11 protein-coding genes and 1 tRNA gene are annotated in these 15,351 nt (G+C 72.2%); 6 read left to right on the forward strand and 6 right to left on the reverse strand.

What is annotated here, in order from left to right:
* Positions 1-23 precede the first annotated feature (23 nt).
* Complete coding sequence (locus IEZ04_RS26340) at positions 24-491, reverse strand: GatB/YqeY domain-containing protein (RefSeq protein ID WP_189219451.1); 468 nt, start codon at positions 489-491, stop codon at positions 24-26.
* A 203-nt stretch (positions 492-694) separates the two neighbouring features.
* On the opposite strand from IEZ04_RS26340, the gene IEZ04_RS26345 reads away from it, so the two are divergent.
* The 5 genes from IEZ04_RS26345 (at position 695) to IEZ04_RS26365 (ending at position 7,428) form a co-directional block, all read left to right on the forward strand.
* Entirely contained in the window at positions 695-1,627 is a 933-nt protein-coding gene (locus tag IEZ04_RS26345; RefSeq protein WP_189219452.1) for a metallophosphoesterase, read from the forward strand.
* Between the two features lie 110 nt (positions 1,628-1,737).
* A complete protein-coding gene (locus IEZ04_RS26350; RefSeq protein ID WP_189219453.1) occupies positions 1,738-2,634 on the forward strand; it encodes a Pr6Pr family membrane protein in 897 nt (298 codons plus the stop codon).
* 29 nt (positions 2,635-2,663) lie between these two features.
* A tRNA-Pro gene (locus tag IEZ04_RS26355) sits at positions 2,664-2,737 on the forward strand.
* A gap of 220 nt (positions 2,738-2,957) precedes the next feature.
* The gene (locus IEZ04_RS26360; protein WP_189219454.1) at positions 2,958-5,213 is read left to right on the forward strand and encodes a glycosyltransferase family 4 protein; all 2,256 of its coding nucleotides are present in this window, start codon (positions 2,958-2,960) and stop codon (positions 5,211-5,213) included.
* A 250-nt stretch (positions 5,214-5,463) separates the two neighbouring features.
* The gene (locus tag IEZ04_RS26365) at positions 5,464-7,428 is read left to right on the forward strand and encodes an NAD-binding protein (protein ID WP_189219455.1); all 1,965 of its coding nucleotides are present in this window, start codon (positions 5,464-5,466) and stop codon (positions 7,426-7,428) included.
* A 60-nt stretch (positions 7,429-7,488) separates the two neighbouring features.
* Here the strand turns inward: IEZ04_RS26365 and IEZ04_RS26370 are convergent, their stop codons facing one another.
* On the reverse strand, positions 7,489-9,363 hold the full coding sequence (locus IEZ04_RS26370; RefSeq protein WP_189219456.1) for a S9 family peptidase: 1,875 nt from the start codon (positions 9,361-9,363) through the stop codon (positions 7,489-7,491).
* Positions 9,364-9,535: 172 nt separating this feature from the next.
* On the opposite strand from IEZ04_RS26370, the gene IEZ04_RS26375 reads away from it, so the two are divergent.
* Positions 9,536-10,360 carry an SURF1 family protein gene (locus tag IEZ04_RS26375; RefSeq protein WP_189219457.1) on the forward strand — a complete coding sequence of 275 codons (825 nt, stop codon included), beginning with the start codon at positions 9,536-9,538 and terminating at the stop codon, positions 10,358-10,360.
* 90 nt (positions 10,361-10,450) lie between these two features.
* Here IEZ04_RS26375 and IEZ04_RS26380 read toward each other — a convergent pair whose 3' ends face one another.
* The 4 genes from IEZ04_RS26380 to IEZ04_RS26395 all read right to left on the reverse strand — a co-directional run bounded on the left by IEZ04_RS26380 (position 10,451) and on the right by IEZ04_RS26395 (position 15,348).
* Positions 10,451-11,767 (reverse strand): hypothetical protein, encoded by a 1,317-nt coding sequence (locus IEZ04_RS26380; protein WP_229821286.1) that lies wholly within the window; start codon positions 11,765-11,767, stop codon positions 10,451-10,453.
* 128 nt (positions 11,768-11,895) lie between these two features.
* Entirely contained in the window at positions 11,896-12,573 is a 678-nt protein-coding gene (locus tag IEZ04_RS26385; protein ID WP_189219458.1) for a SigE family RNA polymerase sigma factor, read from the reverse strand.
* Positions 12,574-12,967: 394 nt separating this feature from the next.
* Positions 12,968-14,071, reverse strand: coding sequence for an aspartate-semialdehyde dehydrogenase (locus IEZ04_RS26390; RefSeq protein ID WP_189219459.1), 1,104 nt, complete (start codon positions 14,069-14,071; stop codon positions 12,968-12,970).
* The gene (locus IEZ04_RS26395; RefSeq protein ID WP_189219460.1) at positions 14,071-15,348 is read right to left on the reverse strand and encodes an aspartate kinase; all 1,278 of its coding nucleotides are present in this window, start codon (positions 15,346-15,348) and stop codon (positions 14,071-14,073) included. Before IEZ04_RS26395 ends, IEZ04_RS26390 begins: the two co-directional genes overlap by 1 nt.
* Positions 15,349-15,351: the final 3 nt, after the last annotated feature.

Raw genomic sequence — 15,351 nt, forward strand, 5'->3', positions numbered from 1 at the left:
AGCCGTACGACGAGACCGCTCGCTCAGGCGCCCGCGAGGAGCTGCTTGACCACCGCGGCGACGCGGCCGCCCTCGGCCTGCCCGGCCACCTTGGGGTTCACGATCTTCATGACCTGCCCCATGGCGCGCGGCCCCTCGGCACCCGCCGCGCGGGCCTCCTCGATCGCCTGGGCGACGATCTGCCGGAGCTCCTCGTCCGACAGCTGCTTGGGCAGGTAGACGGCGAGGACCTCGCCCTCCGCCTTCTCCCGCTCCGCCTGCTCGGGGCGGCCGCCCTGCGCGAAGGCGTCCGCGGCCTCGCGCCGCTTCTTCGCCTCCTTGGTGATCACCTTGAGGACCTCGTCGTCGGAGAGCTCACGCTTCTCCTTGCCCGCGACCTCCTCCTTGGTGATCGCGGCGAGCGTCAGCCGGAGCGTCGAGGAGCGGAGCTCGTCGCGCTCCTTGATCGCGGCGTTGAGGTCTTCCTGCAGCTTCGACTTGAGCGTGGTCATGGACCTGATTGTCGCAGGTGCCCGGGGTGGACCGCCCTCCCATTCACCGGCGACGGACGCGAGGCCGACGACCGCCCGTCGTGGGTGGCACCGGCCCCGGGCACGAGGGGCGTTACTCGCCTGCCCGGCAGGGAACTTGGCCGGCCGACGGGGTTGTCCACAGGCGGCGTTGGGTGTCGCCCGGGTCTGACACGATGGGGCGTATGCGAGCGCGATACGGAGTACCTGTGGGGATCGCGGCGGTCGGCGCCGCCGGTCTGTTGTACGCGGCGGGGTTCGAGGCCCGCTCCTTCCGGCTGCGGCGGGTGACGGTGCCGGTGCTGCCACCGGGCATGCGCCCCGTGCGCATACTCCAGGTCTCCGACATCCACATGGTGAGCGGGCAGCGCAAGAAGCAGCGCTGGCTGCGCTCGCTGGCCGGCCTGCGGCCCGACTTCGTGATCAACACCGGGGACAACCTCTCCGACCCCGAGGGCGTCCCGGAGGTCCTGGACGCGCTGGGCCCGCTGATGGAGTTCCCCGGGGCCTATGTCTTCGGCTCCAACGACTACTACGGCCCGAAGCTGCGCAATCCCGCCCGCTACCTGCTGGAGAAGGCCCAGGGGCGGCACGGCCTGAACGGCAACGCGCCCGCGGTGGGCGTGGTCCACAACCCGTGGGAGGAGCTGCGGGACGGCTTCGACGCGGCCGGCTGGCTGAACCTGACGAACACCCGCGGCAGCCTCAAGGTCGACGGCATGGACATCGAGCTGACCGGCCTGGACGACCCGCACATCAAGCGCGACCGGTACGCGCAGGTGGCCGGCGGGCCGTCGGAGTCGGCCGACCTCTCGCTGGGCGTCGTGCACGCGCCGTACCTGCGCACGCTGGACGCGTTCACCGCGGACGGCTACCCGCTGATCCTGGCGGGCCACACCCACGGCGGCCAGCTCTGCATCCCCTTCTACGGCGCGCTCGTCACCAACTGCGACCTGGACACGGACCGGGTGAAGGGCCTGTCGAGACACACGGCGGACGGCCACACGTCCTACCTGCACGTATCGGCGGGCTGCGGCACGAACCGCTACACCCCCGTACGGTTCGCCTGCCCGCCGGAGGCATCGCTGATAACGCTGGTGGGCCGGGGCCGGGAGTGAACAGCGGGCCGTGGGCGATACCGCGATCGCCCATCTCGCGGGCGTAGCCCATCACCCGACCGGATCAGCTCATTCAGCCCATTTCGCCGGTGCGGCCTAGCCTGAGACGCATGACCGCACCGATACCCAGGGACATCCCCGAGCTGCCCCCGATCCCGGGCGTCGCCAAGCGGCTGTCGCCCCTGGTGCCCGCGAGAGCGGTACTGCCCCTGACCTGGCGCCCCGCGGCGGCCGCCTTCCGCGCCCTGGTGGCGCTCGCGGCGGCAGCGGGCGTAACCGTCGAACTGCTCACGGGCAGTCCGCTGCGCGCACTGGGCCTCTGGTCGGTCCAGTGCGGTGTGCTGGTGGCGGTGGTGTTCGCCTGCTCGGCGGTCCGGGCGTGGTCGGCCCGCCACCCCCTGCCACCCCTGGTGACGGGCGGCACGCTGCTCTACGCCTGGACCGCGGGCTTGCTGCACCACCTGCTGCTGACACACGGCGTGGGCGCGTTCGCCCTGACGGGAGCGGGGACGGGAGCCGGCGCCGGTGACGTGGCCGCGCTCACGAACTGGCACGGAGCGACCTCCCCGCTCCTGCACACGGCGATCCCGCTCGCGGTGGCAGCGGACTGGCTGCTGCTGACCCGCCCCGGCACCCTGCGGCTGGTCCACACGGCGACGTGGCTGCTCTTCCCGCTGGCGTTCCTGGGCTTCACACTGGCCCGCGGCACCCTGCTCGGCACCCTGCTCGCGGACGACTCTCCGACGCCGTACCTCTATCCGTTCCTGGACGTGACCACGTACGGCTACAAGAGCGTCCTCCCCAACATCCTCCTCATCGGCGTCGCGATCTCCGTCCTGGCCCTCGCCCTGGTGACCGTCGACCACATCCGCCCCAACCTGCTCCGCACCGGCCGCGACACCCCCCGCGGCCCCCGGGGACCGGGCGACCGGCTCAGCCACGTGGCGTCCTGGGACCAGCTCCCCGAAAACCGGATTTCGTCTCCAGCCACGAGTGGGCTAGAGTAAACGTCGTCGCCGCGACAAGCAGCGACGATCGGGGTGTAGCGCAGCTTGGCAGCGCGCTTCGTTCGGGACGAAGAGGTCGTGGGTTCAAATCCCGCCACCCCGACAGAGAAACACAGGTCGAAGGCCTGGTCCTCAGTGAGGGCCAGGCCTTCGGCGTTGTTGTCGCCAGGAGCGGGTCGCGATTACGTGCCGTGTCCATGTATGTGACCTGCGTAACGAATGTGTAGCCTTGCCGACTGTCTGGGCCCTACTCGTGGTGGTCGGCGTGCGGCAGGCGCGCGGTGCATCCCGCCGGCTCGGGCGAGATCGGCGAGGAGTGAGCAGTGAAGATCGCTTTTCTGATCAACAACGCCTACGGCATCGGCGGCACCATCCGCTCGACCGTGAACCTCTCCCGTGCGCTGGCCGCCCGGCACGACGTCGAGGTGGTCAGCGTGCATCGGGTGAAGGACGAGCCCGCGCTCCCGTTCGACGCGGGGGTGACGTTGACGTCTCTGATCGACATGCGCGAGGAGAGCCCCGCCTATGCGGGCGGTCATCCCCTGACGCGCCGGCCCTGCACGATGTTCCCCGACACCGGTGCCGCCGTGAACTCCTCCCGTCTGCCCTACTCGGCGCTCCATGACGAGCGCATCGGCCGGTGGCTGCGCGAGACGGACGCCGACGTGGTGATCGCGACCCGGCCCGACCTCAACGGTTACCTGGCCCGGGACGGGCGGAGCCGGTACCTGCGCATCGGACAGGAGCATCTCAGTCTCGACGCCCACAATCCCACCCTGAGAGCGCATCAGAACCGCGCGATCGCACGGCTGGACGCCTTCGTCACTGTGTCGGAGGCTGATGCCGCGCAGTACCGCCGGGCGCTGCCGGGCGCGTCGACCCGGATCCTGTCCATACCCAACAGCGTGCCCGAACCCGGTGTCGAGCCGTCCGACCGGAACTCGTGCGTCATCGTGGCCGCCGGGCGGCTCGTGGCCGTCAAGCGGTACGACCGGCTGATCGACGCCTTCGCGAGGATCGCCGACGCCCACCCCTCCTGGACGCTGCGTCTGTACGGGCGCGGACCCGAACGGCCGGCACTGCGACGCCGCATCGACGAGCTCGGTCTGTACGAGCGGGTGTTCCTCATGGGGCCGGTCTCGCCGATCGAGACCGAGTGGGCCAAGGGCGCCATCGCCGCGGTCTCCTCCGACATGGAGTCCTTCGGTATGACCATCGTCGAGGCCATGCACTGCGGTGTGCCGGTCGTCTCCGTGGACTGTCCGCATGGTCCGAGAGAGATCATCGAGCATGGTTCCAACGGGCTGCTCGTGCCGCTGGACGGGGACGGGGACAGGGACGGTGTGGAGGGTCTCGCGGCGGCTCTCGGCCGTCTCATGGCCGATCCGGATCTGCGCGCGCGGCTGGGCGCTGCCGCCCGTGCGCGAGCCGGCGCCTACGCGCCCCCCGCGGTGGCCCGCCGGTACGAGGAGCTGTTGCGTGAGCTGCACGGCGCGCGCGGCAGGAGGGCGGCGCGCGCTGTCGGGCGGGGCTTCCTGTTCGCCCGGCTGCGTGCGGCGCTGCCTTCCGTCAGGCTCGGTCGGCCGCGCGCACCAGCCGTCGTACCGGAGCCTGAGCCCTCTCCGGTGCCCGCCGTGCGTCCGCTCGCCTTCGCCCGGGCCGGCGCCGACGGGAGCATCGGCGTCCGGCTGGACGTCTCGTCCCTGCCGCCGGGACCGCTGGACTTCCTGGCGCGGCTGCGCAACGACCCGAAGAAACGGCACATTCGTGTTTCGGTGCCTGACGGTGACGCGGTCGCGGACGGTGACGCGGTTCCCGAGGGGGCGGCTCCCGGTGCGCCCGATGCTGATGGTGTCCGGGTCATGCTCGATCCGGCCGGTCATGAGCTCGCCGAGGGGCGCTGGGACTGCTACGTGGTCCCCCGGGGCGCGACGGCCGGGCGGACGCGTCTGATCAGTGGGCTCGCCGAGCGGTCGCGGAGAGTCGGCCGGCTCCCCACCGTCGTCGGCGGCCACGTGACCTCCTGGCTGCCCTACACCACCACCGACGGGTTCCTGGCCCTGCGCGTCTGGCGGCGTTCCGCGCACGCCGAGGTCACCGGCGTCGTCATCGGCGACGACCACGCCACCGTCTCCGGACGGCTCCTGTGCGGTGATCCTGGAGCGGACATGCTGCGGGACGCCTCGGTGGTCGCCGTCTCGCGTCAGGGCGAGGCGTACGACTTCACGCTGCCGGTCGTTCCCCTCGCCCTCCCCCCTCCTGTCCCCGACGGTCCCGGGGATCGCGGAGAGGGTCTCTGCTTCTCGTTCACCGTCCCGTACGACCGGGCTGTGGCCCTGCGCGGCATCGAGCATGAGCACAAGGACGAGCACGGCCTGTGGGACTTCCGCCTCCGCCTGACACCCGCCGGTGCGCCCGTTCGCGTCGGCCGTATCGGTGGGGACGTCGTCGACCGGAAGAAGATCGATGTCCTTCCCGCCGTCCGCCTTCCTCACCCGGAGCGGGGAGACACGCGCGTGAAACCGTTCTTCACGGTCACCAACGACCTGGCGCTGAGTCTCCGGAACGTCGCCCTCTGAGTACAGGGGACTCACGGGTCACTCGCCCTGCTCCTCACCGGGTCACTCACCGGGGCTCTCACGGGATCACTCTGGCCCCACGCACAACCGTGCGGCAGTCTGTTGCCCCGTGGGGAGCCTTCCGTATCAAAGCGCAGCGCAGCCGGGTACGTCGCAGCAGACGATCTCGCTGCAGAGGACGCAGAGGACGACGCAGAGGACGACGCAGAGGACATCGCAGCGGAGCGGATCGCTCGCCTCCGGGGCGCACATGGTGGTGTGCGGTGACGACGGGCTCGCGCACCGGCTGGCGGCCGAGTTGCGCGTCGTCTACCGGGAGCAGGTGACCCTCGTCGTACCGCCGAGCGAGCGGGTCGCGCGGCAGCCGGTGGTGGGGCGGGCCCGGACCTCGGGGCTGCTGGACCGGTTCTCCGCCGTCGTCAACCGGAACGCCGGCAGCGGTGACGCGCAGGTCGCCGACTCCTCGGACGGCTCCGGGACCCGGGGAGGCCGCAGCGGGCCCCCGGAGCGGGTGATGCAGGCCGCGGAGGCCGACGAGGACGTGCTGGCCGAGGCGGGTGTGGAGCGGGCCGCCGCGCTGGCGCTCGTGTACGACGACGACGAGACCAACATCCGGGCCGCGCTCACCGCCCGGCGGCTGAACCCCCGGCTGCGGATCGTCCTGCGGCTCTACAACCGGCGGCTGGGCCAGCACATCGAGGAGCTGCTCGACCAGGCGTCGGCCCTCGCCGTCGGGGACGGCGACACATCGGGTACCGGCGCCCGGGGCCGTTACGGCTTCGACGCCCTCACCACCGTGCTCTCCGACGCCGACACGGCCGCGCCCGCGCTGGCCGCCACCGCCGTCGCGGGCACCAGCAAGGTCGTACGGGCGGACGGGCTCATGCTGCGGGCCGTGGAGCGCCAGCCCGGGCAGCGCGGCCGGGGGGCCGGGCTGTGCACGCTGGCCCTGCTGTCCACGACGACCAGCGACCCCGCCGGGGACGAGGGGTCCGAGGGCAGCGGGGCGCGGGGGCCGCAGCTGCTGCCCGACGAGAGGGAGGCGGCCGCGGCGGAGGGGCGCGGGAGCGTCGTGCTGGAGACCGTGTCGTACGCGGGGCCCGCGCTGCCTCCCGGGCGGCGGGTCCTGCCGTTGGAGGCGGTGCAGTCGCTGTTCTCGCGGCGGTTGCGGTGGTCGTTCGCGGGACTGGTGGCGTGTGTGGTGGCGCTGGCCGTGGCGCAGGTGGTGATCACCGATGAGCATCCGCTGCACGCGACGTACGTGACGCTCCTCGATCTCTTCGCGATCAACGAACCGGCGCTCGACGGATCGCCGGGCGAGCAGGTGCTGCAACTGCTGTCCGGGCTGATGGGGCTGTTGTTGCTGCCGGTGCTGCTGGCCGCCGTGCTGGAGGCGCTGGGGACGTTCCGCAGCAACACGGCGCTGCGCCGGCCGCCCCGCGGGCTGTCGGGGCACGTGGTGCTGCTCGGGCTCGGCAAGATCGGCACGCGGGTGCTGACCCAGCTGCGGGAGCTGCACATCCCCGTGGTGTGCGTCGAGGCGGACCCGGAGGCGCGGGGTACGGCGGTGGCACGGCGGCTGCGCGTCCCGGTGATCCTGGGGGACGTCACGCAGGAAGGGGTCCTGGAGGCGGCGAAGATCCACCGGGCGCACGCGCTGCTGGCGCTGACCAGCGAGGACACGACGAATCTGGAGGCCGCGCTGTACGCGCGCTCGCTGCGGCCCGACCTGCGCGCGGTGCTCCGGCTGTACGACGACGACTTCGCCACCGCCGTGTACCGCACGCTGCGAGCCGCGCACCCGCAGGCGCTGACCAGGAGCCGGAGCGTGTCGCACCTGGCGGCACCCGCGTTCGCCGGGGCCATGATGGGACGGCAGATCCTGGGGGCCATACCGGTCGAGCGGCGGGTGCTGCTGTTCGCGGCCGTCGAGGTGGAGGGGCACCCGCAGTTGGAGGGGCGGACCGTGGGCGAGGCGTTCCACGCCGGGTCCTGGCGGGTGCTGGCCCTGGACACCACGGACCCGGCCGAGCGCACGGCCGACCTCTCCGCCCCGCGCGGTCCGGACGCGTCCGGCGGGCCGTCCGGACTGGTCTGGGACCTGCCCCCCACGTATGTGCTCCGCAGACAGGACCGGGTGGTGCTGGCCGCCACGCGCCGCGGACTGGCGGAGTTCCTGGGTCGCCGGCCGGGGGCGGGCGGCGGACACGGGTGAGGCACGGCTCGTGCCGGGAGCCGCACCCCACCGCCCGCCCCTCGCCCCCGGGCAGGGCCCTCAGGACCGCCCGAGGTGTCTCCGGGCGAAGTCCAGCTCCAGGCGCACCTGCTTGATGCGTTCGTCGACCACGAGGGAGCCGTGGCCCGCGTCGTAGCGGTAGACCTCGTGCGGCGCGCCGCGGGCGACCAGGCGGTCGACGTAGTTGTCGACCTGGCGGATCGGACAGCGCGGGTCGTTGACGCCCGCCGAGATGTAGACCGGCGCCTTGACCCGGTCCACGTACGTCAGCGGCGACGAGGCCTCGAAGCGCTCGGGCACCTCCTCGGGCGTACCGCCGAGAAGCGTGCGGTCCATGGCCTTCAGAGCCTCCATCTCGTCGTGGTAGGCCGTGACGTAGTCGGCGACGGGGACGGCCGCGATGCCGAGGGCCCAGTGGTCCGGCTGGGTGCCGAGGCCGAGGAGCGTCAGGTAGCCGCCCCAGGAGCCGCCCGTGAGGATCAGCCGGGACGGGTCGGCGACACCGGAGGTCACCGCCCACTCCCGCACCGCCGCGATGTCCTCCAGCTCGATGAGGCCGACACGGTGCTTCAGGGCGTCCGTCCAGGCACGGCCGTACCCCGTGGAGCCGCGGTAGTTGATCCGGATCACCGCGTACCCGTGGTCGAGCCAGGCCGCCGGGCCCGCCGCGAACGAGTCGCTGTCGTGCCAGGTCGGGCCGCCGTGGATGTCGAAGACGGTGGGGTAGGGGCCGTCGACGCCCCGCGGGCGCTGGACCAGGGCGTGGATACGGCCGCCCGGGCCCTCCACCCAGACGTCCTCCACCGGCACCGAACCGGGGCACTTCACGGGCTCCCGACCAGCACCACCAGTACCACCGGTGGTGACCGGCGGCGGGTCGAGGACGACCTCGCCCGTCGTCGAGCGCACCGCCGGCGGCTCGGCGGCCGACGACCACAGGTACTCCACGCTGCCGTCCGGGCGGGCCGTCGCCCCCGAGACCGTGCCCGGCGGGGTCGGCACCCGGGTGAGGCCGCGGTCGGCCAGGTCGTACCGGTAGAGCTCGCTGCGCGCCTCGAAGCTGTGCACGACGAGCAGCGCGGAGCCGTCCGGGTACCACTCGGCGCTCAGGTCGCCCGGCAACTGTGCCGCGATGCCCAGGTCGGTCTCCTCGCCGGAGGCGACGTCCCAGACCAGCGGCTCCCAGCGGCCGCCCCGCTGGTGGCCGACGAGCAGGCGCGTGTCCCCCTCGACCGGGGCGAAGCCCAGCACTTCCAGGCCCAGCTCGACCGTGCCGCCCTTGGTGTCGTCCAGCTCCGCGACCGCCGTGCCGTCCAGGCGCAGCACCCGCAGTGCCGAGTGCATCGCGTCGCCGTGCTCGGTGTGCTCGATCGCGATCAGCGATCCGTCGTGCGAGAGGTCGCCGACGCCGGCCGACTCCCGGTGCCGGTAGATCTCGACGGGCTCCTGGCCCTGCCGGGAGACGTGGATCGTGGAGCCGTCCTCGTCCGTGGAACGGCCGATCACCGCCGTACGTCCGTCCCGGGCGATCGCGAGGCCCGCCGGGTAGGAGTGGTCCAGGCCCGGCGCGGCCTCCTCGTCCGGACCGCCGTGGAACGGCTGGCGCCGCCACACCCCGAACTCGTCGCCGTCCTTGTCGTCGAACCACCAGACCCACTCGCCGTCCGGCGAGAGCACACCGTCCGTCGTGCCGTTCGCCCGGTCGGTGACCTGGCGGCGCTCCCCCGTCACGCGGTCCCACGCGTAGAGCTCGTACGTCCCCGTCACATTGGACACGAACAGCGAGCGGTGGGGCGCGTCCTCCGCCCACTCCGGCAGCGACACCCGGGGCGCGCGGAAGCGCTTCTCCCAGTCGGGCATCGATCCGCTCTGTTCCCGCGGTTCCTGCGGGGTGGATCCGTTGCTCTCAGTCATGGCCCCATACTGCCCGCCCCGGCGGACATCTGGCCGTCGAGGTCCGCAGCCTGGGGAAAACTCGGCCCTCGCGTGAACGGCGATCACCCACACGAGCGAGCCGCACGGAACCGGACTCCCAGAACCGGCCCCGCCCGGTGACGTCGCCCGGCTGCCCCGTACCGTTGAGGGCGTGTACCGGTTCCTGCTGACGCCCCGCTGGTGGGGGATCAACATCTTCGTGTTGCTGGCCATCCCCTTCTGCGTCTTCATGGGGTCATGGCAGCTGAGTCGGTTCGAGGACCGGGTGGAGACCCACCGGGCGGCGGACGAACAGGCCGAGGTGGCGAAGCACGAGACGGCCCGGCCGCTGGACGAGCTGCTGCCCGTGGACAAGGAGACCTCCGGCCGGCAGGTCACGGCGACGGGCCGGTACGGCACACAGCTGCTGGTGCCGGAACGGAAGCTGGACGACCGGCGCGGGTACTACGTGCTGACGCTGCTGCGCACCGACGACGGCCGTTCGCTGCCCGTCGTACGGGGCTGGCTGCCCGGTACGGCGGACCCGGCGAAGGCACCGGCCGCGCCCACCGGCGAGGTGACGGTCACCGGCGCCCTCCAGGCGTCCGAGACCCCCGGCTCGAACGGAGTGCCCTCGCTCGGCGGCCTGCCCGAGGGCCAGACCGGGGCGATCAGCGCGGCCTCGCTGATCAACCTGGTGCAGGACGACCTGTACGACGCGTGGATCACGCTCACCGAGGCCGATTCCGGGATGACGGCCGTGCCCGCTACCGCGCCCAATGACACGGGCCTGGACCTGAAGGCGTTCCAGAACCTGGGTTACACCGGTGAGTGGTTCGTCTTCGCGGGCTTCGTTCTCTTCATGTGGTTCCGGCTGTTCCGCCGCGAGGTGGAGTCCGTCCGCGACGCCCGGCTCGGACTGATCACCGAGGGCGGCGAGTCCGCGGCCACGGGGACACCGGCCCGGGACTCCGGCCGGCAGGGTGAGCCCGTGTAGTACGCGGCATCTCGCCGATCAACGGTCGGGCGGAGCGGCCGGGCCGTGGGGTCGGTGCCAGCGGTCGGACGACGCGGGCGGGACGTGCGGTCAGGATCGCGCCAGCAGGCCCGTCCAGTAGATCGTGCCCGCGCACGCGTTGCGCACGGTCACCGTGGCGGACGGTGCGCCGCCCGGCGCCGTGTGCGTGACCGCGACGCTGCCCTCGGCGATGTCCTCCCCCTTGAGGAGCTGCGTCGTCGTACCGGTGCCCTCGGTGGCGGTATCCTCGCTGTCGGGGACGCTGTCGGTGGGGCTCGGGTCCGGGGACGGAGCGTCGGTTCCGCCGCCACCGCCGCCGCCTCCGGTGGTGGGACAGGGCTCCGAGGGCACCCAGGCGAACTTCACCTCGTACCCGCCGCCCGGCTGGAGCACCATCTGGGAGAGCGCGAGCGCGGGGTCGGGCAGCCCGGTGGCCGCGTCCCCCACGACGTGTCCGGCCACGAGGACCCTGGACGGGTCCGCCGCGCCCATGGCCGCCGGGCTCACGGTGCCGGTGCCGGAGACGGTGCAGCTGTCGCCGGAGACGTTGGCCACGCGGAAGGTGCCGTACACGGCGCCGGTGGCGTCCGGGGCGCCCAGGTTCGCGTACGCGCCGCCGAGCTGTGCCGCCGTACAGACCTGGACGGAGCCGGTGGGCGGCGTCACGGTCGCCTCGGGGTTCTCCGGGCCCCGGGTCGTGGCCTCGTCCTCCTTCTGCTTCTTCTCCGCGCCGCTCTCCTCCTCGGTGTCCTCGGGGGAGCCGGTGGAGCCGCTGGACGCGCTGGCGGTGCCGCTGTCCTCCGGGCCCTGGCCTCTGCTTCCCTGCGCGTCCTGGGAGTTGCCGACCGTGGCGGTGTTGGCGTCGGAGCCGGTGGAGTGGGAGACGTGGACGACGGCGGGGATCGCCGTGCCGACGAACAGCACGGCGGCCGCCATGCCGACGACGGCCTGCCGCTTGCGCGCCCGCCGGGCGGGGACGGCCCGCCGCAGGTGTTCCAGCGTGCCGTCGCGTGGCTCGATCCCGTCGACGGCGTGCTGCAGCAGCCTGCGCAGTGCCAGCTCGTCCCCGATGAGCGTGTCGGAGCCGGCTATGTCGGCGGTGTCGGCCTTGCCGGAGCCGGGCGCGCCGACGGTGTCACCCCTGCCGGAACCGGACGCGCCGACGGTGTCACCCCTGCCGGAACCGGACGCGCCGACGGTGTCACCCCTGCCGGAACCGGACGCGCCGACGGTGTCACCCCTGCCGGATCCGGACGCGCCGACGGTGGCCTCGCCGGCACCGGACCCGTCGCCGTCGTACCTGCCGGGGCCGGGCTCTCCGTCGGGGTGGTCGTGGTGTTCCGGACCCTGGCTCGCGGGGCCCTGTTCGTCGGGGCCGTGGTTCACAGTTCCGTTCCCAGCGTGCGTTCGATGGTGAGCGTGCGCCTCGTGCCGATCGCGCTCCTGCGCGCCGTCTTCCGCACGGTCCTGTCCGACCTCGCGCTCGCGCTCGTGTTCGCGCCCTTCCTGGCCACTCATGCCGATGACCCCATGGCGACCCTGAGCGCCGCGATGCCGCGCGAGCCGTACGCCTTGACGGAGCCCAGCGATATGCCGAGCGCCTCGGCGACCTGCGCCTCGGTCATGTCCGCGAAGTAGCGCAGCACCAGCACCTCGCGCTGGCGCCGCTGGAGGCCCTTCATCGCCTTGATCAAGGAGTCGCGCTCCAGCTGGTCGTACGCGCCCTCCTCCGCGCTCGCCATGTCCGGCATCGGCTTCGACAGCAGTTTCAGGCCGAGGATGCGGCGGCGCAGTGCCGAACGGGAGAGGTTCACGACCGTCTGGCGCAGGTACGCCAGCGTCTTCTCCGGGTCGCGCACCCGCTTGCGCGCCGAGTGCACGCGGATGAAGGCCTCCTGGACGACGTCCTCGCAGGACGCGGTGTCGTCGAGCAGGAGTGCCGCGAGACCGAGGAGCGAGCGGTAGTGCGCGCGGTAGGTCTCGGTGAGGTGGTCGACGGTGGTGCCCAACGCCGTTTCGGCGGTGGTCTCTTCGGCGCCGTCGCGCTGACCGGGAATGCGGGCGGGCCGCGCTGCGGGCATGGGCGCGATCACCGGCATGCCGCCGGGTGCGCCGGGCATGCGGGGACGGCGGGGCGGACGCAGGGCGGGGCCTGCCGTCTGGACCGCGGTGAAGTCGAGTACCTCTGCCACGCAAGTTGGACACGCGTGGGGGCGACGGGGTTGTACGGACCGGGCATCACTTTCGCGTCGGCGACGGGCTCCCCCTGCACCGGCGTCTCCGCCGGTCTCTCCGACGGCACACCGGACAACGCGTCAAATGCCCACATGCGTACCAGCTCTTCCTCTATGCCCGTGTGTCGTGACGTCCGGCCCCCCGGAGGGCGCTCGCAAAGACGCTCCCCGCCCACCGCGCGGTTGCGGGGGACGGGGAAGCGTTTCGTCGGACGCCGCACGCCGGGAGCGCGCGACAGAAGCGGCCCCGGTCGGCACCGGTGACCGCTTGAAACCACAACAAAGATCCTACAAATCAATCCTCATACGAGCAGGGGGATTTCCGGTGACCCCGGGTGGCCGGGCGAAGGGATCAGTCGCCGCGCGCCGCGTCCCTGCCGGTGTGCGATCGCGGTTCGGCCGCCACCAGTTCGGCGATCTGTGTCGCGTTCAGGGCGGCGCCCTTGCGCTGGTTGTCGCCGCACACGAAGAGTTCGAGCGCCGTCGGGTCGTCCAGCGCGCGGCGCACGCGGCCCACCCAGGTCGGGTCGGTGCCCACCACGTCGGCCGGCGTCGGGTACTCCCCCGCGGCCGGGTTGTCGAAGAGCACGACCCCCGGGGCGGTGGCGAGGATCTCGCGCGCCTTGTCGACGGTGACCTCGCCCTCGAAACGGGCGTGGACGGTGAGGGAGTGCGTGGTGACCACGGGGACCCGGACACACGTCACGGCCACCGGGAGCGTCGGCAGCCCGAGGATCTTGCGGGACTCGTCGCGTACCTTCATCTCCTCGGAGGACCAGCCGTCCTCGCGGAGCGAACCGGCCCACGGCACCACGTTGAGCGCGACCGGCTCGGGGAAGGGGCCGGTGTCGTCGCCCACGGCCCGCCGTACGTCGCCGGGGTGCGTCCCCAGTTCCGTACCGGCGACGAGGGAGAGCTGCCGGCGGAGCGTCTCGACGCCCGCGCGGCCGGCCCCGCTGACCGCCTGGTACGAGGAGACGACCAGCTCGCGCAGCCCGAACTCGGCGTGCAGCGCGCCGAGCGCCACGATCATCGACAGGGTGGTGCAGTCGGGGTTGGCGACGATCCCGCGCGGGCGGCGGCGGACGGCGTGCGCGTTGACCTCGGGGACGACCAGCGGCACGTCCGGGTCCATGCGGAACGCGCCCGAGTTGTCGACGACCACCGCGCCGTGGGCGGCGGCGACGGGCGCCCACTGCCCGGCGACCTCGTCGGGCACGTCGAACATCACGACGTCGACCCCGTCGAAGGCGTCCTCCGACAGGGCCACCACCTCGACCTGCTCACCGCGCACGGCCAGCTTGCGGCCGGCCGAGCGCGGCGAGGCGATCAGGCGGATCTCGCCCCAGATGTCCGCGCGCTGGGACAGGATCTGGAGCATGACCGCGCCGACGGTCCCGGTCGCTCCCACGACCGCGAGCGTCGGCCTGCCGGCGCGACCGGCATCGGGGGTCATCAGCGGCCGGTGCCTCCGTAGACGACGGCCTCGTCGCTGTCGGAGTCGAGTCCGAAGGCGCTGTGGACGGCGCGGACGGCCTCGGGGACGTCGTCGGCGCGGGTGACGACCGAGATGCGGATCTCGGAGGTCGAGATGAGCTCGATGTTGACCCCGGCGTCGCTGAGCGCCTCGAAGAAGCCGGCCGTGACGCCCGGGTTGGTCTTCATGCCGGCACCGACCAGCGAGATCTTGCCGATCTGGTCGTCGTAGCGCAGCGACTCGAAGCCGATCGCGCTTCTGGCCTTCTCCAGGGCGTCGATCGCCTTGCGGCCGTCGGTCTTCGGCAGCGTGAAGGAGATGTCGGTCAGGCCCGTCGACGCGGCCGAGACGTTCTGCACGACCATGTCGATGTTGAGTTCGGCGTCCGCGATGGCGCGGAAGATACCGGCGGCCTCACCCGGCTTGTCGGGCACACCGACGACCGTCACCTTGGCCTCGGAGGTGTCGTGCGCGACACCGGAGATAAGGGCCTGCTCCACCTTCTGGTCCCCTTGCTCTATCGGCTCACTGCTGACCCACGTGCCCTGCAGCCCGCTGAAGGAGGAGCGGACGTGGATCGGGATGTTGTAGCGGCGGGCGTACTCCACACAACGGTGGAGCAGCACCTTGGAGCCGGACGACGCCAGCTCCAGCATGTCCTCGAAGGAGATCCAGTCGATCTTCCGGGCCTTCTTCACGACCCTCGGGTCGGCGGTGAAGACGCCGTCGACGTCGGTGTAGATCTCGCAGACCTCGGCGTCGAGCGCGGCGGCCAGCGCGACGGCGGTCGTGTCGGACCCGCCGCGGCCGAGCGTGGTGATGTCCTTCTTGTCCTGGCTGACGCCCTGGAAGCCGGCGACGATGGCGATGTTGCCCTCGTCCAGCGCGGTACGGATACGGCCCGGCGTGACGTCGATGATGCGCGCTTTGCCGTGGACCGAGTCGGTGATGACACCCGCCTGGCTGCCGGTGAAGGACTGGGCCTCGTGGCCCAGGTTTTTGATCGCCATCGCCAGCAGGGCCATGGAGATCCGCTCTCCGGCGGTCAGCAGCATGTCGAACTCACGTCCGGCAGGCATCGGCGACACCTGCTCGGCGAGATCGATCAGCTCGTCCGTCGTGTCGCCCATCGCGGAAACGACCACGACCACCTGGTGGCCGTTCTTCTTCGCTTCCACGATCCGCTTGGCGACGCGCTTGATGCCCTCGGCATCGGCTACGGAGGAGCCTCCGTACTTCTGCACGACAAGGCCCACGTG

Origin of the sequence: Streptomyces ruber (genome assembly GCF_014648075.1) — a bacterium.
Lineage (GTDB): Bacteria > Actinomycetota > Actinomycetes > Streptomycetales > Streptomycetaceae > Streptomyces > Streptomyces ruber.